Origin of the sequence: Butyrivibrio sp. FCS006 (assembly GCF_000424525.1) — a bacterium.
GTDB lineage: Bacteria > Bacillota > Clostridia > Lachnospirales > Lachnospiraceae > Butyrivibrio.
In genome coordinates this window covers 698,953-721,228 of record NZ_KE384204.1, presented here as the reverse complement: position 1 = coordinate 721,228, position 22,276 = coordinate 698,953, and the positions used below count along the sequence as shown (strand labels likewise).

The 22,276-nt window shown below is 44.2% G+C and carries 17 protein-coding genes; 2 read left to right on the top strand and 15 right to left on the bottom strand.

All coding sequences use genetic code 11. From position 1 onward, the window contains the following. Positions 1-33: 33 nt before the first annotated feature. From G633_RS0114475 to G633_RS0114445, 7 genes are all read right to left on the bottom strand, one after another. Entirely contained in the window at positions 34-1,296 is a 1,263-nt protein-coding gene (locus G633_RS0114475; RefSeq protein ID WP_026520349.1) for a saccharopine dehydrogenase family protein, read from the bottom strand. Next, the gene (gene speE / locus G633_RS0114470) at positions 1,293-2,156 is read right to left on the bottom strand and encodes a polyamine aminopropyltransferase (protein WP_026520348.1); all 864 of its coding nucleotides are present in this window, start codon (positions 2,154-2,156) and stop codon (positions 1,293-1,295) included. Before speE ends, G633_RS0114475 begins: the two co-directional genes overlap by 4 nt. Positions 2,157-2,180: 24 nt before the next feature. Then, positions 2,181-3,629: an aminotransferase class I/II-fold pyridoxal phosphate-dependent enzyme gene (locus tag G633_RS0114465; protein ID WP_022770910.1), complete on the bottom strand. Its 1,449-nt coding sequence runs from the start codon at positions 3,627-3,629 to the stop codon at positions 2,181-2,183. 158 nt (positions 3,630-3,787) lie between these two features. Beyond that, positions 3,788-5,092 carry a GGDEF domain-containing protein gene (locus tag G633_RS0114460; protein WP_022770909.1) on the bottom strand — a complete coding sequence of 435 codons (1,305 nt, stop codon included), beginning with the start codon at positions 5,090-5,092 and terminating at the stop codon, positions 3,788-3,790. Between the two features lie 388 nt (positions 5,093-5,480). Further along, complete coding sequence (groL, locus tag G633_RS0114455; protein ID WP_026520347.1) at positions 5,481-7,106, bottom strand: chaperonin GroEL; 1,626 nt, start codon at positions 7,104-7,106, stop codon at positions 5,481-5,483. A 42-nt stretch (positions 7,107-7,148) separates the two neighbouring features. After that, positions 7,149-7,433 (bottom strand): co-chaperone GroES, encoded by a 285-nt coding sequence (locus G633_RS0114450; protein ID WP_022766927.1) that lies wholly within the window; start codon positions 7,431-7,433, stop codon positions 7,149-7,151. Positions 7,434-7,555: 122 nt separating this feature from the next. Next, positions 7,556-8,878 (bottom strand): MATE family efflux transporter, encoded by a 1,323-nt coding sequence (locus tag G633_RS0114445; RefSeq protein WP_026520346.1) that lies wholly within the window; start codon positions 8,876-8,878, stop codon positions 7,556-7,558. Between the two features lie 225 nt (positions 8,879-9,103). On the opposite strand from G633_RS0114445, the gene G633_RS0114440 reads away from it, so the two are divergent. Further along, positions 9,104-9,502, top strand: a complete 399-nt coding sequence (locus G633_RS0114440) for a hypothetical protein (RefSeq protein ID WP_022769072.1) — start codon at positions 9,104-9,106, stop codon at positions 9,500-9,502. A 22-nt stretch (positions 9,503-9,524) separates the two neighbouring features. On the opposite strand, the gene G633_RS18640 is transcribed toward G633_RS0114440, so the two are convergent. The 3 genes from G633_RS18640 to G633_RS0114425 are packed head-to-tail and all read right to left on the bottom strand — an operon-like array spanning position 9,525 to position 11,787. Further along, positions 9,525-10,427 carry a metallophosphoesterase family protein gene (locus tag G633_RS18640; RefSeq protein ID WP_022769071.1) on the bottom strand — a complete coding sequence of 301 codons (903 nt, stop codon included), beginning with the start codon at positions 10,425-10,427 and terminating at the stop codon, positions 9,525-9,527. Beyond that, positions 10,427-11,344: an SPFH domain-containing protein gene (locus tag G633_RS0114430; RefSeq protein ID WP_022769069.1), complete on the bottom strand. Its 918-nt coding sequence runs from the start codon at positions 11,342-11,344 to the stop codon at positions 10,427-10,429. Before G633_RS0114430 ends, G633_RS18640 begins: the two co-directional genes overlap by 1 nt. Beyond that, entirely contained in the window at positions 11,344-11,787 is a 444-nt protein-coding gene (locus G633_RS0114425; protein ID WP_022769068.1) for an NfeD family protein, read from the bottom strand. The genes G633_RS0114430 and G633_RS0114425 overlap by 1 nt, the downstream gene beginning before the upstream one ends. Positions 11,788-11,959: 172 nt before the next feature. On the opposite strand from G633_RS0114425, the gene G633_RS0114420 reads away from it, so the two are divergent. Continuing rightward, a complete protein-coding gene (locus tag G633_RS0114420) occupies positions 11,960-13,417 on the top strand; it encodes a GGDEF domain-containing protein (RefSeq protein ID WP_026520345.1) in 1,458 nt (485 codons plus the stop codon). Between the two features lie 60 nt (positions 13,418-13,477). Here the strand turns inward: G633_RS0114420 and G633_RS0114415 are convergent, their stop codons facing one another. From G633_RS0114415 to G633_RS0114395, 5 genes are all read right to left on the bottom strand, one after another. Then, positions 13,478-14,497, bottom strand: coding sequence for a GGGtGRT protein (locus G633_RS0114415; RefSeq protein ID WP_022765394.1), 1,020 nt, complete (start codon positions 14,495-14,497; stop codon positions 13,478-13,480). Positions 14,498-14,519: 22 nt separating this feature from the next. Then, positions 14,520-15,212 (bottom strand): iron-sulfur cluster assembly scaffold protein, encoded by a 693-nt coding sequence (locus G633_RS0114410; RefSeq protein WP_022765395.1) that lies wholly within the window; start codon positions 15,210-15,212, stop codon positions 14,520-14,522. Positions 15,213-15,355: 143 nt separating this feature from the next. Beyond that, positions 15,356-18,847: an ATP-binding protein gene (locus G633_RS19500; protein ID WP_051200246.1), complete on the bottom strand. Its 3,492-nt coding sequence runs from the start codon at positions 18,845-18,847 to the stop codon at positions 15,356-15,358. Then, positions 18,825-20,906, bottom strand: coding sequence for a DNA topoisomerase (locus G633_RS0114400; protein WP_026520344.1), 2,082 nt, complete (start codon positions 20,904-20,906; stop codon positions 18,825-18,827). Before G633_RS0114400 ends, G633_RS19500 begins: the two co-directional genes overlap by 23 nt. Beyond that, a complete protein-coding gene (locus tag G633_RS0114395; protein WP_022769063.1) occupies positions 20,899-22,275 on the bottom strand; it encodes an ATP-binding protein in 1,377 nt (458 codons plus the stop codon). Before G633_RS0114395 ends, G633_RS0114400 begins: the two co-directional genes overlap by 8 nt. Position 22,276: the final 1 nt, after the last annotated feature.

The window sequence follows — 22,276 nt, the reverse complement described above, 5'->3', positions numbered from 1 at the left end:
ACAGTGCACCTCACAATGAAGTCATGCTCTCGCTTATTCTACCTCTACAGGGTTCTCTTCAACCACCCATGGAAGTCCGAATTCATTCAGCATATCCATGTATGGATCGGGATCAAACTCATCGGTTGTATATACACCGGGCTTCTTCCACTGGCCGGAAAGTACAAGAGCTGTACCGATCATGGCAGGAACACCGGTTGTGTAACTGATGGCCTGGCTTCCAAGCTCTTTGTAGCACTCCTGGTGATCGCATACGTTGTAGATGTAAATAACCTTTTCCTTGCCATCCTTTATTCCGCGGATGATGCATCCGATGTTTGTCTTACCGACTGTTCTGGGCCCTAAGCTTGCAGGATCAGGTAAAAGAGCCTTTAAGAACTGGATAGGAACAATGTCTTTTCCCTCAAACTTAATAGGAGTTGTTGAGAGCATGCCAACATCCTCAAGGCATCTCATGTGATCGAGATAGCTCTGTCCAAAGGTCATGAAGAAACGGATCCTCTTGATCTCAGGGAAATTCCTTCCGAGAGCCTCGATCTCCTCGTGGTGAAGAAGATACATATCCTTCTGGCCAACCTCAGGGAAGTTGTACTCTCTCTTTATCTCCATGGGCTTTGTCTCAACCCAGTGTCCATCCTCCCAGTAGCTGCCGTTGGCGCTCACTTCACGAAGGTTGATCTCAGGATTAAAGTTTGTAGCAAAAGCATAGCCGTGATCTCCGCCGTTGCAGTCAAGGATATCAACGGTATGGATCTCATCGAAATAATGCTTCTTGGCATAAGAAACAAAAACGCTGGTTACGCCCGGATCAAATCCTGTTCCGAGAAGGCCTGTGATCCCTGCCTCCTTGAACTTGTCCATATATGCCCACTGATAGCTGTAATCAAAGTAAGCTGTAAAGCCCTTCTCCTTGCATCTCTTCTCATATGCTGCGCGCCATACGGGCTCGTCAGTGTCCTCAGGCTCGTAGTTTGCTGTATCGATGTAATCAACCTTGCACTCAAGGCAGGCATCCATGATTGTAAGATCCTGATAAGGAAGTGCTACGTTAAGTACCGCATCAGGCTGATACTCCTTAATAAGCTTAACAAGGTCATTTACATCATCAGCATTAACAGTTGCTGTTGTGATCTTAACAGGAGTTCCGTTCTTCTCCAGTTTTTCTTTAAGTGCGTCGCACTTGCTTACTGTGCGGCTTGCAAGGCACATCTCTGTGAAAACCTTGCTGTTCTGTGCGCATTTCTGGATAGCAACCTGTGCTACTCCTCCACATCCGATAACTAAAAGTCTACTCATCTAGACATATCCTCCTCTTCCTGTAATAAATCTTCTACATACTTAGGCAGCATGAACGCTCCCTTATGCAAATGCGTTGTGTAATACCAGGTCTTGATTCCTCTCTCATCCCACCTGTCGGGGTTGAAGTCCTTGAGGGGATGGTACTTCTTGCTGGCAAAGCCAAAGAGCCAGTAACCGGCCGGGCACGTAGGAATATGCGCCTGATAAACCCTGTTTACCGGGAATACTCTGTAGGCCTTCCTGTGCATGGCTCTGCAGCTCTCCTCATCCTCATCGTAGAATGGGCTTCCGTGCTGGTAGACCATGATTCCGTCGTCATGAAGCGCCTTGTAGCAGCTTCCGTAGAACTCTTTTGTAAAAAGACCTGCCTCATGCCCCAAAGGTTCTGTGGCATCATTGATGATCAGGTCGTACATATCCTCGCATTTCCTTAAGTACTTAAGTCCGTCCTGATAAAAGATATGGACTCTGTCATCCTCAAGGCCTACTGCATTGTCCGGGAAGTACTGCTTGCAGACATCCACAAACATTGAATCAGGCTCAACCACATCGATGACCTTAATCTCATCGTAGTGAGTCAACTCTCTGGCAACTCCTCCGTCGCCGCCACCAAGAACCAGAACTCTCTGGACCTTGGGATGAACTGCCATGGGGACGTGCACTATCATCTCATCGTATGTGAACTCGTCCTTCTCTGAGAAAATGATGTTTCCATCTGATGTCAGGAACTTGCCAAACTCCGGCGAGTCAAACACGTCTATTCTCTGGAACTCACTGGTCCCGGAAAAGAGCTGCTTGGCAAGCCTTATACTAATTTTAACATTAGCGGTATGCATATCGCTAAACCAATAATCCATCTCTGCCATAGTCATTCTCCCTTATTACTTTAGTACAAAAAGCTCGGAGATATCCTCACTCTCCGGTCCCTGCATGGAGCATCCCTTCTCCATGGCAGTCTTTATATATTCAAGGATTTCCTCGGTTATCATCTCTCCGGGCGATAAAATCGGGATTCCCGGCGGATAGCACATAACCGATTCTGCGCTTATTCTGCCAACGCACTGATCTATTGGCAGTGACTCTTTTTCTGCATAGAAAGCTTCCTGCGGAGTAGCCTTAACGATAGGTGTGACATATTCTGCTGAGAAGAACTGCTGCTCAGGCTTACTGTATAGTCTTCTGATATCTGCCAAAGCTCCTGCAAGTCTCTCGATATCCTGGATTCTGTCTCCGATCGAGATGTAGGCCATAACATTGGAAAGGTCTCCGAATTCCATCTGGATATCGTACTCATCTCTTAAGAGGTCATAGACCTCGATTCCTGTAAGGCCTATTTTCCTGGTGTTTACAACGAGCTTCGTCTCGTCGAAATCAAAGATGCTTCCGCCATTTTTCAGCTCGTTGCCGTATGCATAATAGCCGCCTATATCATTGATCTCTTCTCTTGCATACTGCGCCATCTTGGTAACCTTCTCGAAGCTGTCATGTCCGTTAAGGGCAAGGTTTCTTCTTGAAATATCAAGACTTCCCAGAAGAAGATAGCTGGCAGATGTAGTCTGAGTAAGGTTAACAATCCTGCTGATGTAGCCAACATTTGCATCAGGTCCGCATAAAAGGATGGAACTCTGTGTAAGGCTCCCTCCTGACTTGTGCATACTGATGGCAGCCATATCTGCTCCTGCAGCCATACCGTTTAGAGGAAGTCCCGGTCCGAAGTAAAGGTGAGTGCCATGTGCCTCATCCACCAGGGCTTTCATGCCATGTCTGTGAGCAAGATCAACGATTGCCTTAAGGTCCGAACAGATTCCGTAGTAGGAAGGATTGTTGATAAGGATAGCTTTCGCATCGGGGTTTTCCTTGACGGCCCTCTCAACGTCAGCTATCTCCATTCCCAGAGGAATCCCCAGGTTCACATCAACCTTAGGATCAATATATACAGGAACTGCTCCGCACAAAATAAGGGCGTTGATCGCACTCTTATGAACGTTTCTGGGCATGATGATCTTCTCTCCCATCTTCACATGGGAAAGAACCATTGCCTGCACGGCACTTGTTGTTCCGTTTACCATCATAAAAGCATGGGCTGCACCAAAGGCATCAGCCATGAGCTCTTCTGCTTCTTTTATAACCGAAACCGGGTGACATAGATTATCAAGCGGTTTCATGGAATTGACGTCAATGCCTACGCATCTCTCTCCCAAAAACCTCACCAGCTCGGCATTTCCTCTGCCCCTCTTATGCCCCGGCACGTCAAAAGGAACTACTCTCTGCTTTCTGAAACGCTCCAGTGCTTCATATATAGGGGCTCTTCTCTGCTGTTCTAAATCCAACTACGCTTCCTCCAACCATTCGCTCTTGTAAACACGCGAAAAGGAGTGGCATGAGATTTCTCTCATGCTACCCCTTGTTATATCTAATTTGACCGCACTTAATCATACTATATAATTGTTTTAAATTAAAGCGTTTTAAACAATTATTCCTTTTTGTATTATTCTTCAGTTACTTTATTTCTTCCGGAATCCTTGGATGAATACATAGCTTTGTCAATTCGCTTAAAAACATCATCAAAGGTGTCCTCAGGCTTAACACGGCTAAGTCCTATTGAACAGGTAAGCTTTCCTACTTCGCCAAAATGAGATTCTTCTACGCTCTTTCGAAGGTCCTCGGCAAATTTATATGCTTCATTTCCTGACATGTTGCGGATCAGGATAACAAATTCCTCTCCACCCCAGCGTCCTACAGAAGCACTCTTTCCCTCTACAGAATTCATCAAAACTGCCGCAAAACTCTTAAGTGCCATATCACCTGCAGAATGACCATATGTATCATTTACCTGCTTGAAGAAGTCAAGGTCCAGCATAAGAAGCGCCACATCGGATCCACCCTTTTTAAACAGATCAATGGCATTGCTGATTTCTGTTTCGATACCGCCCCTGTTAAAGAGTCCTGTCAAAGGATCCTTAAGAGCAAGGCTCTCATATTTCTTCATAGTGGTCATCAGCTCTTTTACATTCTCGTTGATGTCCTGAACCATGAAGACAAATCTGAACTCATCATCAGATGTCTCGGCTTTAATGAAAACAAGCTTAACCCAGATGAACACACCTTCAAGATTCTTCATCTTGCAGTCAAATGAGGTTGTTCGACCGGTACTCAGATTGGCCTTAAGATATTCGGGATCTGTAATAGTCATAAACTGCTTCTGATCCTCAGGCCATATCATATTTACGGTCATAAGTCTCCACTGGGAGTACTTGATGGTGGCATTAACAGTATCATCAGATATCTCGGTAACACAGATACTGCTGGTGGTATCCCTTATAAGATCCACATACATTGAGAACAGATAGGTACTCTGAATAGTATTTACTTTACTTGATGTAGCGTGTTCCTCAACGTTTTCCCCATCATTGAGCTCATCCATGGCAAATATATACTGCCCTGTACCATCTATCGGATAAACATTCATCTGAACATGGTGAGGGGTATCGTCTCCATCTACAAATACCTTGGTTCTTCTGCTGTATTTACCCTTAAACTCCCGGTAATATGAGATGAACGCCTTGTAATCATCGTTTATTTCTTCATTGGAATTTTCCAGATGGAACCAGATCTTCTGGATCAGATCCTCGTAGATGCCTGTTTCACCAAGAAGCTCAGCAAATACCCCTTTTCTTGTGATGCTTCTGTAGGTGTTAAGCTTTGAATCGACAATTACGATCGCATCGACTGTCTCGTCAAGGATGCTTAACAGGTCTTCCTTAGTGTAGTCCTCAATTGCTTTGTTTATCATGCTTATACCCCGCCAGATCAGCTCATTATGAGCTGTTTTTACCCTTTAATATTATACAGCAAAGAAAAGCAAATTAGACGAAAAAGAAGTAGCAAATTTTTGAAGCATTTTTTTTACATTTTGGGGGATGAGCCCTCTACTGTGTTGACTTAGTATGATCCCACTACGTTGTTGAATCAGATCATACAACAAAATTGCGTTGCAATTTCGTTGTCGTACGTTGTCGCCAAATATCCTCCTGCGAACATGAATAAAAATCGCCTAAGCGATTCTTTCAAAAAGAAAGACACATGGTCTTCCAAGCGAGCTTGAGACCATGTGTCTTTCTTTTTGAAACCACTGCGTGGTTCTTATTCATATTCTTGTAGGATGCTTGGCTCGTTATCGCTTACATCCCCATACCCATTCCTGCGCCGCCTGCTGGCATAGGAGGAACCGGCTCCTTGATTGTAGCTACAGCTGCCTCAGTTGTAAGGAAGCTTGAAGCTACTGATGTAGCGTTCTGAAGAGCTGAACGTGTAACCTTAGCAGGATCGATGATTCCGTCCTTAACCATGTCTACGTACTGCTCTGAGTATGCGTTAAATCCGATTCCGGCCTTAGACTCTTTTACCTTGTTAACGATAACTGATCCGTCGAGACCGGCATTAGCTGCGATGTGGAAAAGAGGTGCCTCAAGAGCCTTAAGAACAACCTTAGCTCCTGTCTTCTCATCTCCCTCGAGCTTGTCAGCAAGCTTTTCAACTTCCTTGGAAGCGTGGATGTATGCTGATCCACCACCGAAGATGATACCCTCTTCAACAGCTGCTCTTGTAGCGTTGAGAGCGTCTTCCATTCTGTACTTAGCTTCTTTCATCTCTGTCTCAGTAGCAGCACCTACTCTGATAACTGCAACACCGCCTGCGAGCTTAGCAAGTCTCTCCTGGAGCTTCTCTCTATCGAAGTCTGATGTTGTATCCTCAATCTGCTTCTTGATCTGAGCTACTCTTGCCTGGATCTCTTTCTTAGCTCCAAGACCATCAACGATTGTTGTCTTCTCCTTCTCAACCTTGATGCTCTTAGCTCTTCCAAGATCATCCATTGTTGTATCCTTGAGCTCAAGACCAAGATCTGAAGAAATAACCTTACCGCCTGTAAGAATAGCGATATCCTCAAGCATAGCCTTTCTTCTGTCGCCGTATCCGGGAGCCTTAACAGCTACTACATTGAATGTACCACGGAGCTTGTTAACGATAAGTGTTGTAAGAGCCTCACCATCAACATCCTCAGCGATGATAAGGAGCTTGCTTCCTGTCTTAACAATCTGCTCAAGAAGAGGAAGGATATCCTGGATGTTTGAGATTTTCTTGTCTGTGATAAGGATGAATGGATCCTCTAATGTAGCTTCCATCTTATCCATATCTGTTGCCATGTATGCTGAAATGTATCCTCTGTCGAACTGCATTCCTTCTACAAGGTCAAGCTCTGTCTGCATGGTCTTGGACTCTTCGATTGTGATAACACCGTCGTTTGAAACCTTCTCCATAGCATCAGCGATCATCTGTCCTACTTCATCATCTCCTGATGAAACAGCAGCAACTCTCATGATCTGCTCTTTGCCCTTAACCTTGGTTGCCATCTTGCCGATAGCCTCTACTGCTGCGTCAGTAGCCTTCTTCATACCTTTTCTGAGAACGATTGGGTTAGCTCCTGCGGCCAGGTTCTTAACACCCTCGTTGATCATAGCCTGTGCAAGAACTGTAGCTGTTGTTGTACCATCACCTGCTACATCGTTTGTCTTTGTAGCAACTTCCTTTACAAGCTGAGCTCCCATGTTCTCGTAAGAATCCTCAAGCTCGATCTCTTTTGCAATAGTAACACCATCGTTTGTAATTGTAGGTGCACCGTATGACTTATCAAGAACTACGTTTCTTCCTTTTGGTCCAAGTGTTACTCTGACTGTATCAGCAAGCTTATTAACGCCTTCTACCATAGCTGTGCGGGCGTCAGCGCCGTACTTAATTGTCTTTGCCATTTTTATTGCCTCCGATTTTTTCTTTTTCTTACTTCGTAGAAATTATTTAATGATCGCAAGAATATCATTCTGCTTAACAATGATGTATGTTACATCATCAAGCTTAACTTCTGTTCCTGAGTACTTTGAATAGATGACATTGTCACCCTTCTTAACTTCCATCTTAACTTCCTTGCCATCAACAACTCCGCCGGGTCCTACTGCTATAACCTCAGCCTGCTGTGGTTTCTCTTTCTCAGCGCCGGGAAGAACGATTCCTGACTTTGTAGTCTCTTCTGCCTCAAGCTGCTTTAATACAACTCTGTCTGCAAGTGGTACTAACTTCATTACAAAACGCCTCCTTTATGTAATCTTATGAATTTACTTTTTATTTGTTAGCACTCTGGTTCATTGAGTGCTAACCTCCAAGAACATATATTAGCACCTTTTATCATGTCATTCAAGTATATTTATGATTTTTCTTGTCTCATCCAGTTTGCCCTGAAATAGTAGATGATGAATATGATCGTACTGGTGCACCAGGTAAGGGGATAAGCCCAGAAGATAACATTGATTACAGGTATGAGCCTTACTGTGATCGTGATATATGTTATTCTCAAAAGACACCAGCTTGAGAGCATTACGATCATGGGAACGGTAGTCTTGCCTGCTCCTCTGTAAACTCCCGCCAGGGCATGGCTTGTTGCCAGAAGGAAATAGAAAAGACTCTCGGTCCTTGCCTGCGCAGCTCCGATAGCAAGTACCTCCGGATCCTGTGAGAACATTCTTAGAAGCACAGGTGCAAGAACAAATGTTATTACACCGATGATCTCTGCAGCGCCTGCGCTGATAAAGGCACCTATCTTGGAACCTTTTGTGACTCTCTCATACAATCCCGCTCCGAGATTCTGACTTACAAACGTGGTCAATGCCATAGTCATACATACAATCGGTAAAAAGACAAATCCTTCGAGCTTAAAGTAACTGCCGCAACCTGCCATTGCATCTGCTCCGAAAGCATTGATGTTAGACTGTACGACAACATTACCTATAGCGATAACACTGTTCTGAATTCCTGTGGGGAAGCCCAGAGCCAGTTCCTTTTTGATAATCTGCGGATCTATCACAAGCTTTGATATGGTTATTCTGTGAGGCCCATCCACGCGCGTCAGCTTAGAGAAGGCAAGGCCTGCACTGATAAACTGAGCAATAACCGTTGCAGCTGCTGCTCCGCCGATTCCAAAGCTAAAAAATCTAACAAATAAAATATCAAGGACCGTATTGACGATCGTGCTGACCATAAGATAATACAGAGGTCTTTTCGAATCACCCACTGCCTGGAAAACGCCGCAGCAGGCATTGTACATAACATTTCCGAGTCCGCCGAGGAAATATATCTTAAAATACAGCGTTGAGCTGGGCAAAACATCTAAAGGAGTACCCATCCATCCAAGGATCACCGGGGTAAAGAAAAAGCCCACAACCGTAAGTGTGATTCCCATCAGAACTGCAAATTTAATGCCTGTATGTACAGCCACAGAGACCTTGTCATAGTCCCTTGCACCATAGCTCTTTCCTATTATTACGCTGCTTCCCATAAAGAGGCCGTTGATAAATCCGACCATAAGAAATATAAGGCTTCCTGTCGTACTAACAGCAGCAAGAGCCTCTTTTCCAACGAACTGTCCTACAACAACCGAGTCAACAACATTGTAGAGCTGCTGCAAAAGTTGCCCAAAGAACAGCGGTATTGCAAAGCTTATCAGCTTCTTTGTAATAGAACCTTCAGTCATTTAAAATCCACCTAAATCTTTAATAGCCTATTAACTATACCACCAATAAAAGTATTTATCGAATAAATCGATATTACAATAAATTTATAATTTTTTAATAACAGGTAAATTGCATTTACAAAGGACCTACTGCATAATAATCATAAGTAATTGTATGCTTTGCCCCGCCATGGATGGCGCGGCGTTTGCCGGATTGGCAGACACTTACTCAAGGAGGTGATAAAAGTGAGCACAAACTTCTTTTCAAGTTTAAACGGCAAGTTTGATCTCAACAGCAGCATGAGCAGCCTTTATGGCGATTATAATCAGATAAAGAGCGGCGCTTATGGCTCTCTTATGAAGTCATATGTCAAGAAAGTCGGAAACAAATCTGCGCTGAAGGCCTATCAGGAGACAGGTTCCACCACCACAGCTGCTGACTCTTCATCAAGTACAACTACAGCAAGTACAAAAAAGACTTCGACTTCCAAGTCAAACTTTTTGGACAGCCATTTCAGCAATATCAAGAACTCAGGAACCTACACTAAGTCAGAGCTCCTTGCAAAGCTTAAAAATGAAGAGAGCAAGACACAGGCAACTGCTTCCGAAGCAGCAGCCGGAACCAATGTAGACACAACAATTTAATGTAAACATAAAGAGGAGACCTTTAAGTCTCCTCTTCTTTTTTGGGTATTTCCTTACCCTTAAGATCGATATTGTTTTCTTTAAGAGCTATAGCCCAGTATTTCTCAGGAATATTGGGCCATTTTACTGTTCCTCTCTCCTGCTCACAGAGCCTCATGGCTCTTAACAGCACCGTCTGGTTAAGGTCCACTCCGGTCCTGATGGTGTGCATGGTAACAGCTGCCCAGGCGGGGGCTATCTCCCTAAGTCCCGATTCCTTAAACTCCCTGAGGATCTCTTTCCTGTTGTAGTCCAGCTGAATATACTCCTCTTCCCAGGCCTTACCGTTACCGTGGAGAATGCAAAACTGTGTCTTGCCTCCGTAATACCACGGTATACCTATTGATCCGGGATTGACGGCCTTCTTGCCTCTGTACATATAGGTTCCCTGAATATGGTTGTGCCCGTGCAGAAGAACTCCCGACTTCAGGTGAGAAAGTACCTTCTTGGTATTTCTCTTTTCCCTGAACAAAAGCTCACTGGTATTGGTAGGCGAGCCGTGGCAGAATTCAAATCCCGGCATTCCCTTCACCTGATACATCCCATAATTGGGGAGAGACTCAAAGAAATCAAAGTCCTTGCCCGTGAGATTCTCATATGTGTAAAGAAGGGAACCACTGGCAGAGCCTTTTCTCCAGTTTCCGGCCCCGGAATTTTTGTAGTTTAAAAGATATTCCTCCCGATTTCCACGGATAATATATGTGTTAAAGTACTGCTTCAGCACATATATCAGTTCCATGGTCTTCTGGGGGTACGGGCAGTCAGTAACAAAGTCACCCAAAAGAACAAAATTGGTTATTCCTTTGCCCATGGCATAATCTATACATGCCTGAAAAGCTGTATGATTGCCGTGTATGTCACTAAATACCGCGAAATCATTTGCCATTACTTAACTATCTCTTTTAATGATTCTGCAAGACCTGCGATGCCCTGGATATTTGACGGAACAATGATCTTGGTTGCCTGTCCGTTTGAAGCCTTCTCAAAGGCCTCAAGGCTCTTAAGTGTAAGAACTGACTCATCAGCTCCTGCCTCTTTCAGCATTGTGATACCTTCAGCGTTAGCCTTCTGAATGCTCTTGATAGCCTCAGCCTGGCCTTCAGCCTCACGGATTCTCTTCTCTCTCTCAGCCTCAGCTCTAAGGATTGTAGCCTGCTTGTCAGCCTCAGCCTGAAGGATCTTACTCTGCTTCTCACCTTCTGCAACAGTGATCTGTGACTGCTTCTCACCTTCTGCAAAGAGGATCTTTTCTCTCTTTTCACGCTCAGCCTTCATCTGCTTCTCCATGGCATCTCTGATCTGCTCAGGAGGATTGATGTTCTTGAGCTCTACTCTTGTGATCTTGATTCCCCAGGGATCGGTTGCGATATCCAGTGCATCCTGCATCTGGGCATTGATCTGATCTCTTGAAGTAAGAGTTTCATCAAGTGTAAGTGAACCAATTACGTTACGAAGTGTTGTAGCTGTAAGGTTCTCAATAGCTCCGATAGGATTTCTTACGCCGTATGCATAAGCCTTTGGATCTGAAATTCTGAAGAATACGATTGAGTCAATCTGCATTGTAACGTTATCCTGTGTGATAACGGGCTGAGGTGGGAAGTCACAGTACTGTTCCTTTAAATCCACCTGTCTTGCTACTCTGTCGATAAAAGGAATCTTGAAGTGAAGACCAACGTCCCAGGTCTCCTTGTATGCACCAAGCTCCTCAACGACGTAGGAATGAGCCTGTGGTACGATCTTGATATTGGTAGCTAACAAAATGATTACGAGTACAACGAAAATTGCAATTATTGCGGCTGTCATTATAAGCCCTCCCTTTCAACAATAAGTTTTGCTCCTCTGACTTCTACAACCCTGACCTCTTCTCCTGCCTTTATTGTGATATTATCGACGCTTGAAGCTGCCATCCAGGTTGAGCCGTCCATATCTACTTTACCTGTGCCATGAAGATTGTCAATGTCGGTCTTGGCAATGAGTTTTCTGCCGATGATAGCATCTATATTGGTCTTCTTGAGCCTGTTGTTAAAATGTGCTGCTGCAATAGGTCTTACAAGAACCAGGACTACCACTGATACCACAAGAAAAGCTGCCACCTGAAGCCAAAGAGGTGCTCCGATAAGAGCCAGCAAAAGAGCTATCACTGCCCCTGCTGCAAACCAGATGGTAACAAGTCCCATGGTCATAAGTTCGATTACTGACATTACAACTGTGATGATCAACCAGATAATCGGTAATGAGACATCCATACACTCTCCTCCTTTTAGTAGATTATACTTCACTTTGCCCTTTGGCGGAAGTAGCTTATTGTTAATAGTCTTTTTACAAAAATATTGTCCTGTTATCTAATCTTTCCGCGCATTTTATGATAATATATAATAGTACAATTATTAACGTCATGCCGTTTGTATGGAGGCCAAAATGTCAAGTCAGATGTACAATATCTTCAAAAGCAGCTTAAACACATTCACAATGCCGGCAACCGTCATGTCTGTAAGAAAGAATCCTGACGGAACCTGCGGTGAAATAAGGTTTTTTGCCATCAATGAGATCTTTAAAAAGAGTTCCTACGACCTCTTTTCAAAAATGGAAGGTGGGTCATCTGTCAGCTATGAGGAATTTGATAAGCATATCGAGGGTCAGCTCTACACCTCTCATATTCCGAAAGAGCCCAAGTTTGAGGCCATAGTATTTGACGCAGCCTGGAATGGTAAGCATATCAACACCTATGTTGATACCACCAAGATGTACGGCTACTGGACCGAAGATATCCTCTTCCCTGTTGTTGCTCCCGGCTGTGAAGACGAGGAGGAGCCTGACGTTAAGTACTGTCAGTTCATGTACACCTTGAACAGAGAGATGGATACAGGCAAGTTTGCTTCTGTTTCTCCTGACATTTCCAGCTTCGTCATCAAGTCCTGTCTTGAGCTTCGTAACGAAAATGACTTCTCAGACAGCATAAATACTGTTATTAAAGATCTTCGTGAATATACTGATTCCTATGCTGCAGCAATTCTCACAGTCCTTAGTGATCAGCAGAAATTTGATGTTATAAGTGAATCTGTCAGAAATGACGAGATCTGCATAAAAGACATCTTCACACATTTCCCGTATGAAATAGTTGATAGCTGGGAAAAGCTCTGCAGAGAGACCGACAGCATAATCATCAAAGATGAAGCCGATATGGCTCACTACGAAAAGCTTGCCGGGCCATGGGTTAAGACCCTTAGAGAGAACGATGTTAAGAGCCTTTGCCTCTTCCCTCTCACCCACAACGGTGTGATCACAGGTTATCTCTATATCACAAACTTTGATGTATCGAATATGGAGAGGATCAAACAGACCATTGAGCTTGTATCCTTCTTCCTGACTGCGGAAGTTGCAAACCACACCTTCCTCGAGAGACTTGAGTATCTCAGTAACGTTGATATGCTAACCGGCGTATTTAACCGTAACTGCATGAACGTCAATGTAGATGAGCTGGCGATCAAACTTGAGATCTTCCCTCAGCCCTTCAATGTTGCCTTCTGTGACCTCAACGGTCTTAAGAGCATTAATGATAACGGCGGACATGATCAGGGTGATAAGCTCCTTGTATATGCAGCTGATGTGTTAAAAGAGATATTCCCTGACGATAAGATCTACAGAGCAGGTGGTGATGAGTTTACTATCATCTCCTTTGACAGCAAGCCACAGTTTGAAGAAAAGATCAGGATCCTGCGGGAGCGGGCATCTGATCCCGAATGGCTCTACTTTGCAATAGGCTACTATCACGACGAATCAGACGGACAGCTAAGACTCGCCATGAGATATGCAGATGAGGAAATGTATAAAGACAAGGATAAGTTCTACGAAAAATATCCTGATAAGAGAAGATAAAAAACACGCCCCGGAAATAATCCGGGGCGTTAATTTTTTTATTAAGTTCGGCTCTCGAAATTAAAACTTACCAGCCTTAGCAGCCTCTTCGATAGAAACAGCTGTTGAAACAGTCATACCAACCATAGGGTTGTTACCTGCGCCGATAAGACCCATCATCTCAACGTGAGCAGGAACTGATGAAGAACCTGCGAACTGAGCATCTGAGTGCATACGTCCCATAGTATCTGTCATACCATAAGAAGCTGGGCCTGCAGCCATGTTATCAGGGTGAAGTGTACGTCCTGTACCACCGCCTGAAGCAACTGAGAAGTACTTCTTACCAGCCTCAGTACGCTCCTTCTTGTAAGTACCTGCAACAGGATGCTGGAATCTTGTAGGATTGGTTGAGTTACCTGTGATAGATACATCAACGTTCTCCTTCCACATGATAGCAACACCTTCCTGTACATCGTTAGCGCCGTAGCAGTTAACCTTTGCACGAGGTGAATTTGCATCCTTTGAGTAGCACTTTCTGAATACTTCCTTAACCTCACCTGTGTAGTAGTCATACTCTGTCTCTACATATGTGAAGCCGTTGATACGTGAAATGATCTGAGCAGCGTCTTTTCCAAGACCGTTAAGGATAACTCTAAGAGGTTTCTGACGAACCTTGTTAGCCTTCTCTGCGATACCGATAGCACCCTCAGCTGCTGCGAATGACTCGTGACCGGCAAGGAATGCGAAACACTCTGTATCCTCTTCAAGAAGCATCTTACCAAGGTTACCATGTCCAAGACCTACCTTACGGCGGTCAGCAACTGATCCGGGAATGCAGAAAGCCTGAAGTCCGATACCGATTGCTGCAGCTGCATCAGCAGCCTTGCGGCAGTTCTTCTTGATTGCGATAGCTGCACCTACTGTGTAAGCCCACTTTGCGTTCTCAAAGCAGATAGGTTGAATGCCCTCGATGAGGCTGTACACGTCAATGCCAGCTGCCATTGTAATCTCTTTACATTCTTCGATGGAAGAAATCCCATACTCCTTAAGGCAAGCCAGGATCTGGGGCTCTCTTCTTTCATATGATTCAAATAAAGCCATTATTATTATTCCTCCTTACCTATTATTCATGTCTGGGATCGATGCATCTAACTGCATCGTTTACACGACCATACTGTCCCTTAGCCTTCTCAAGAGCTGTGTTAGCATCATCACCGGCCTTGATGAAGTCCATCATCTTACCAAAGTTAACATACTTGTATCCGATAATCTCATCGTTCTCATCAAGAGCGATATCTGTGATATATCCGTCTGTAAGCTCGAGGTAACGAGGTCCCTTCTCAAGTGTTCCGTAAGTTGTACCAACCATTGAACGGTTACCCTTACCAAGATCCTCAAGACCTGCACCGATCTGAAGTCCGTCCTCAGAGAATGCAGACTGTGTTCTTCCGTAAACGATCTGAAGGAAGAGCTCTCTCATAGCTGTGTTGATAGCATCACAAACAAGGTCTGTGTTAAGAGCCTCGAGAACTGTAAGTCCTGGAAGGATCTCAGAAGCCATAGCTGCTGAATGTGTCATTCCGGAACATCCGATAGTCTCAACAAGAGCCTCCTGAATGATTCCATCCTTAACATTTAAGGAAAGCTTGCAGCAACCCTGCTGTGGAGCACACCAGCCAATACCATGTGTATAGCCTGAAATGTCCTTTATTTCTTTTGACTTAACCCACTTTGCCTCTTCCGGAATGGGAGCTGCGCCATGGTGTACCCCTTGTGTTACAGGGCACATGTTTTTTACCTCTGTTGAGTAAATCATGTGAAAATCTCCTTTCGTATTGTAAAGTAATTTGCATTACTCACTCACGTTTTGTACACTTTTAAGCCGTGCCAATACATATTTTTGCATAATTCGCGGTACTTTTCAACAGATATGATAGAAATTTAACATTTATTTTACTCTCAGATGAATTTGTACACATCGTCGTAGTCGTAGGCTGAAATAACCTCAATAATATTCTCTACCCTATCTCTCTCATCTTCGGGAACAGCGGAGTTTTTCAAAAGCTCTCCGATGCTCTCCACTTCTTTGTAATGGCCGTTATCAAGGTGAGACCTAAGGCTCACATAGATACTTTTAAGTTCATTTCTATCCAGAACTCTTCTTCCGTCTTCGCTTACAGGCTTCTCATCGGGAACAACTATCCTATTGGTAAGATCTCTGTAGAGAAGCATCAGGTCACTCAGACCGTCAAACAAAGTCTCCTCATCACCGACTCTTCCTGCCTTTTCAAGCTTCTCAGCAAGGTCGGCGAGCTCGGAAGCACCGATGATCCTTGAAGAACTCTTTATACCGTGAACCATGGTAGTCAGATTCAGGATATCTCTCTTTTCCCAGTAGGATTCAATATCAGCAATGGTCTGAGGTGCTGAGTCTTTGTAGGTGCGAAGGGTCTCAAGATATGAGGACTTATCTCCGCAGTGCTTTATTCCTATAAATACGTTAAGTCCCTCAAGCTCATAGAGCGCCATTGGTATCTCATCCGTCTTCTGAGGAACATTTCCTTCTTTGGATACAGGACAGATCTTGTCATTTGGAAGGTACTTGATGATCATATTCTCCAAAGCTAACGGATTTATAGGCTTAGCCAGATAATCATCAAATCCCGCAGAGATATAAACCTCTCTCATTCCGGCAATTGCATTGGCTGTAAGGCATACGATCGGTGTCTCAATATTGGGATTGTCCTTCATGGCCTTTAATTCCTTAAGGGCTTCGATGCCGTCCTTATGAGGCATCATGTGATCAAGGAAGATAAGGTCATACTTCTTTCTTGATGCTCTCTCAATGCACTCATCGGCACTGATTGCTTCATCAATACGAAGCTTGGTGTGCTTTAAGAGGTTCTTAAATACTGTAAGGTTAACCGGAGTATCGTCAACCACAAGAACGTTTGCATCAGGAGCCGTAAACTTCTCCTTATATTTGCTTCGCTCTACGATTGACTTTCTGAAGGCTGCTTCGAAATCACCGACAGCATCCCATTTAAGTACTTCCTGCTTAAGAGTAAAGCTAAATGACGAGCCCTCTCCGTACACACTTTCAACTTCAAGAGTTGACCCCATGAGGTTAAGGAGCTTCTGAGTTATGGTGATTCCAAGACCTGTTCCCTCTACTCCCTGATTCTTCTTTTTATCAAGTCTCTCAAAAGCTTCGAAGATCTTATTGATCTCCTCTTCCTTAATGCCTATTCCGGTGTCTTTTACGCTGAAGTTTAAAAGAACACTCTTGTCATCGCCGGGCATCCTTGCAAAGCCAAGGCCTATGGTCACACTTCCCTCTTTAGTGTACTTAACCGCATTGGTAATAAGGTTTGTGACAGCCTGTTTGATCCTAATCTCATCACCCCTTAGGTAATTCGGAAGGCCACTGTCTATATTAAGCTCCAGCAAAAGACCTTTTTCCTCCGTCATGGCCTTTGCAATGTTTACAAGGTCATTGAGCACGGAAGAAATCTCGTACTCGATGGGTACGATTTCCATTTTGCCGGCTTCTATCTTGGTGAAATCAAGAATATCGTTGATAATTCCAAGAAGCGTCTTACCTGAGGATAAGATGTGTCCTGAATACTCAAGAATATTCTCATCCTTACTCTCCCTTAGGATCATCTCATTCATGCTAAGGATGGAGTTCATCGGAGTTCTTATATCATGTGACATGGATGAGAGGAAAACATCCTTGGCCTTGTTGGCTTCTTCTGCCTCTCTTACAGCTATACCAAGCTGGATATTCTTTTTCTGAAGCTCTTTTGCATCTGCTTCTCTCTCTGATGCTCTCCTCTTGTTGGAGATTACCTCTTTTATGAGGGAAGCAACAATTATTGAAGAGATCACAAAAACGATCAGGACCGCAAACCACATGTTATCAAGTATTGAGTCCTTCAGGCCATACTTGTAGAGGTCTCCGGAATATCTAAGTGCCATATCCTGGATCTGGTCGTTTCCTACTACATTGAGTCCCCTGTTTAAAAGCTTTAAAAGTCCCTCATGTCCCAGATGAACGCCAAAGCATCTCTCATCCACTTTGCTCTGCTGCTTAACCGAGAGTTCTCTGTACTTGCGGTTCTTAAGGATATTGTTGACGCGCATACCGTTTAAGGTTGTGCATCCGGCCTTGCCCTCAATAACCGCATCCAAGGCTTCTTCTATGGAGTCATAGAATGTAACCTGCGCATTGGGGAAATTGCTCTTAACAAAGTAATACTGCATGCTGTTGTTCTTGTTAAGTGCAAAAGTAGAGAGCTTGGACTCTGTGTATTCTCCCGAATAAACGATGGCTGTGGTTGAAGCTATAACCGGATTAGTCTGGTAGATGTTGTTTTCCTCAGAAAAATAGAATCCTCCGCCAACAGGGAATGCTGTTTCAATCTGATGCTCTCCGATAGCGGTGATCATATCATCATAGCTGTCATAACCGATATACTCAACAGAAAGTGTGCTTATTCCAAGTTCCCTGAGCATCTCAGGTATAAGGTCTTTTACCAGACCTGTGACATTTCCCTCTTTATCGGTATCAGAATATGGAATATAGTTGTTCAGATAACCCACTCTCAAGGTGTCATGCTCAGAAAGCCACCTCTTTTCAGCACCCGAAAAGCTCCTGCTGGTGATGCTGGATGGATAATACTTGATATTAAGACCGTTTATGTAGTTAGGCTCTTCGATCATGATCTGTTCCTGAGCCTCATTGAGTTCATTAAGCAGGTCCTGTCTGTTTATATTTACACACAGATAGTAATCGGTAGCTCCAAAGGCATACAAAAGCTCTGCATTCTCTCTGTTATAGGTTCCGTTACTCTCAGCAACATAAACATCAAGCTCTTCGTTGTCAAAGGCTGCAACCATCTCATCCGCTGATTTAAAGGTCACAACATCAGCCAGTATGTTGTGAGATTCCAAAAACTCATTAAGAGTCGCAACAATGGCACTTTCCTGAACGCCGATCTTCTTGCCCGACAGAGTTGCAGGAAGATTATTTATGGAATCATCAAAAGCATGCTTAACAAGGTTGTAGGTTTCTCTTCCCATGGAGTTTCTGGGATAACCTATAACGCCCTCTCTCTCCGGTGTGTAAGCAAGGCCTGCCAAAAGGTCTATATCCCCTGCCAAAAGCTTTCTGTAAAGATCTGAAAAGCTTCCGTAGACATACTCATACTCCCATCCTGTATATTCAGCGATCTTCTGGTAGTACTCGTAGGCGTATCCTTTTCTGACCCGGCCTTCTCCGGCTCCTTCCTGGAATATCTCATTCTCGAAATAGCCGACCTTAACCTTCTTTTGCTCATCAGCAGCATAAGCTATGGCAGAAGGCCTAATGGAAGTAAGTATCATACATATTGCAAGTAGAAAAAGGATTGCCGGTCTTCTCTTTTTACTTCTTTTGTGTTCTTCCATTCTTCTTTTCCTTCGTGGTCTTATAAAACGGTGCCACATAATCGAACCTGGATCTTAAGGCATTTCTGTAGTCGTTTTGTTTGACCATATTGGTGCGCTTTGTTACAAAATCGTTGAGCTTATTAAGGTACTCCTGCTCAGAGATGGAGCCGTCTGCAACCCCCGTAAGTCCCTTCTCCCAGCTGGCAGTAAGAGCCGGATTGAGCATGGGCTTCATTGAGCAGAGCACAGTCTCATAGACCATCTCTCCCATCTGCGTAGGAGTTATGATCTGAGTCTTTTTATTGAGGTTTAGATAACCTATATTAAAGAGCTTGGTAAGGATAGCGGCTCTTGTCGCACTGGTTCCGATTCCCGAACCCTTTATCTGAGCACGAAGCTCTTCATCTTCTATGAACTGTCCGGCATTTTCCATGGTGAGGATAATAGTTCCGGAGCTGTATCTCTTGGGCGGAGAAGTCTCTCCCTCCTTGATCTCAAAGGATTCTATGGGGAGCTCATCGCCCTTTTTAATCTTCTTTAGGTATTCAAAAAGTTCTTCATCCGTTACTGTCTGTTCTGTCTCTTCGCCATCCTTAGGAGCATCTTCCTCGCTCTCCTTATTGTCCTTCTTCTTGGAGAAGGAGTAGTCCATTACGTGAAGATAGCCCTTCCCGGTAAGGATCTTGAAATTGGCAAAAAAGTGTTCTCTCTTGCCTTCATTATCAAGGTTTGGCAGAGATAATTCCAGTCCTACTTTCTGATAAGTTGCAGGTGGATAAAAAACTGCAAGAAATCTCCTTACTATTATCTCATAAACAAGGGCAGATGTGGGACTTAATGACGAAATTGCCGAAAATCCCTGTCCGGTTGGAATAATAGCGTAGTGGTCGGTGATTGCCTTGTCATTTACATATCTCGTCTTGGCGATACCCTTATAGGACTCATGCTGAAGTATGGCTCTTGCAAATACCGAGCATGGCTCATAGGCCGTAAGGCCCTTTATGTTCTGATCGATAACCTTAGCAATGGCAGAGGACATAACTCTGGCATCGGTTCTTGGGTAGGTCGTAAGCTTTTTCTCGTAGAGCTCCTGTGCAATGGCCAGAGTCTCATCGGGATTTATCTTAAATAGTCTTGAGCAGTCGTTCTGAAGCTCCGCAAGGTTATATAAAAGCGGAGGATTCTTGACTTCCTTTTTGGTCTCGCATTTTTCAACTGTGGCACTTCTATCCCTCGTGCCAACTTCCCTGATCAACTTCTCTGCACCTTCTTTTGCCTTAAAGCCCTTTTCGCTGTACAGTTCAGGTGATCCGTCAAAGTGAGAATCCTGCGTCACTCTCCACTCGGCATCGCACTTCTTGCCATTTATCATCGCTCCTGCGAGCACTCTGTAGAAGGGAGTCTTAACGAAGTTTCTGATCTCTCTCTCCCTGTCTACGACGATACCAAGAACGCAGGTCATAACTCTGCCGACGCTGATCACGCACTTATCAAGCCCTAAATAGTTCTTGATGGAATACGCGTAGCGCAGTGTCAGAGCTCTTGAGAAGTTGATACCCATAAGGTAATCTTCCTTGGCGCGCAGAAAAGCAGAAGCACCCAGGTTGTCATACTCGCTGTCATCCTTAGCTTCTCTGATTCCTCTTAGAATCTCCTCTTCTGTCTGGGAATCGATCCATACGCGCTTTCTTACCTTGCCCTTGACATTTGCCTGCATGTCAACAAGACGATAGATATATTCACCCTCTCTTCCCGAGTCGGTGCATATATAAATCGTATCCACATCATCTCTATTGAGTAAGCCTTTTACTATGTTGAACTGTTTTGAGACATTCCTTATAACTTCGTATCTATAGTTTTCCGGAATAAACGGAAGTGTGTCAAAAGACCACTTTGCAAATTTCTCATCATAGACCTCAGGATAGCTCATGGTTACCAGATGTCCGACGCACCATGTAACAATAGCATCATCGGACTCCAGGTAACCGTCTCTCCTGGAAAAATTCTTTTTAAGTGCACCGGCAAAAGCCTGTGCCACGCTGTTTTTCTCAGCAATATATACAGATTTATTAGCCATTCGTCAGCTCATCTATCCCTATCAGCCTAAGCTTACTGCCGGGCTTTAGAGACGCATCAACGATCCAGTCATCAAAGCCTGCTGTGGAAAAGAGATAGATAACATCTCCCTCAAGTCTTGCTTTTTTTGCGCAGTATTCAAGCTGATCAAGATCTGCATGGGTTATCTGTTTCTGCCACGAACAAAGCCCTAAGGCAGTATCTCCCATATCACTCTGAGCTATTATGTCAATGGTTCCTTCCTTGCCTATCCACTCGCCCTCATCACCGATCTCAAAGGGGAAAAGACCTCTCTCCTCGAGCCTTAGAATGTACTCACGGCAGACGCTCTTAAAGTGCTCACCGGCATAATTTTGAATTCCTGCAGATATAAATATATCATAAAATTTGTCAGCAGGCATCTGTAATAAACTGCTCTCATTCGGGAATATAAACCTGAAGTAAAAGTCCAGCAGAGGGTCCAAAATCTTATAGACACCCTTCATAACATTTTCTCTTCCGGCATTTCCGAACGAGTATGCCTTATAAGCAAAATCATGATGGATAAGGGTCTTTAGATAAACTGAAATCTTGGCTCTTGAAAAGCCTGTTGCATGATAAATGTCATTGAGCTTATTGGCGCCCTTTGCCATCTCCGAAAGCAGGGTATGATAGACGGATGTCTCTCTTAAGCTGTATTCGGTTAGGCGAAGTGCCTCCCCGTAAAGAAATGATCCCGGATCAAGAATGTTCTTGCACACATTCTCCTTAAAAGAAAGGGAATCATCAAAGTATCTCCAAAGGAGTGTCTGTCCGCCCAAAACAGAGTATGTAAGCACCGCATCCCTGTAGGGCATGTTCTTGAAGTAGCTTCTCATCTCCGAAAACGGAAGGGGCTTTATCTTCCTGAATCCCGCAAGGGATGTGGACAAAGAGCCAAGGCTCTGTACCATGTTGTTCTCAACCCATGACACATCGCTGCTTACAAGAAGAACAAGGATCTGTCTGTACTTGCCGTTCTTCTCAACAAAGCCTACCAGCTCCTTCATAAAGCTATCCGATGATTTGATTATGTACTCGAAATTCTTAATGACGAAGATCACGGGGTTTCTCCCCGCGCTTCCTATAGCAAGATCAAATATCTCTGTGTAGGTGGGATTCTCTGAAAGGCTGCTCTTTGTTTCCATCAGCTCTTTTTCCCAGAGCTTTATCTGCTCCCTGCTCGAGACACTCCTTGCCGTGTAAAAGACACTTCTTCTGTTCTCGATGAATTTAAAGAGCAGCGAGTTCTGCTCCACATTCCTGTGGCCGTAAACCACAAGAATGTTGGAGCGCCCACTGTCGTAGTATCTGTTTAAAAACGCCAGATCGATTTTTCTTATCTCTTCCATA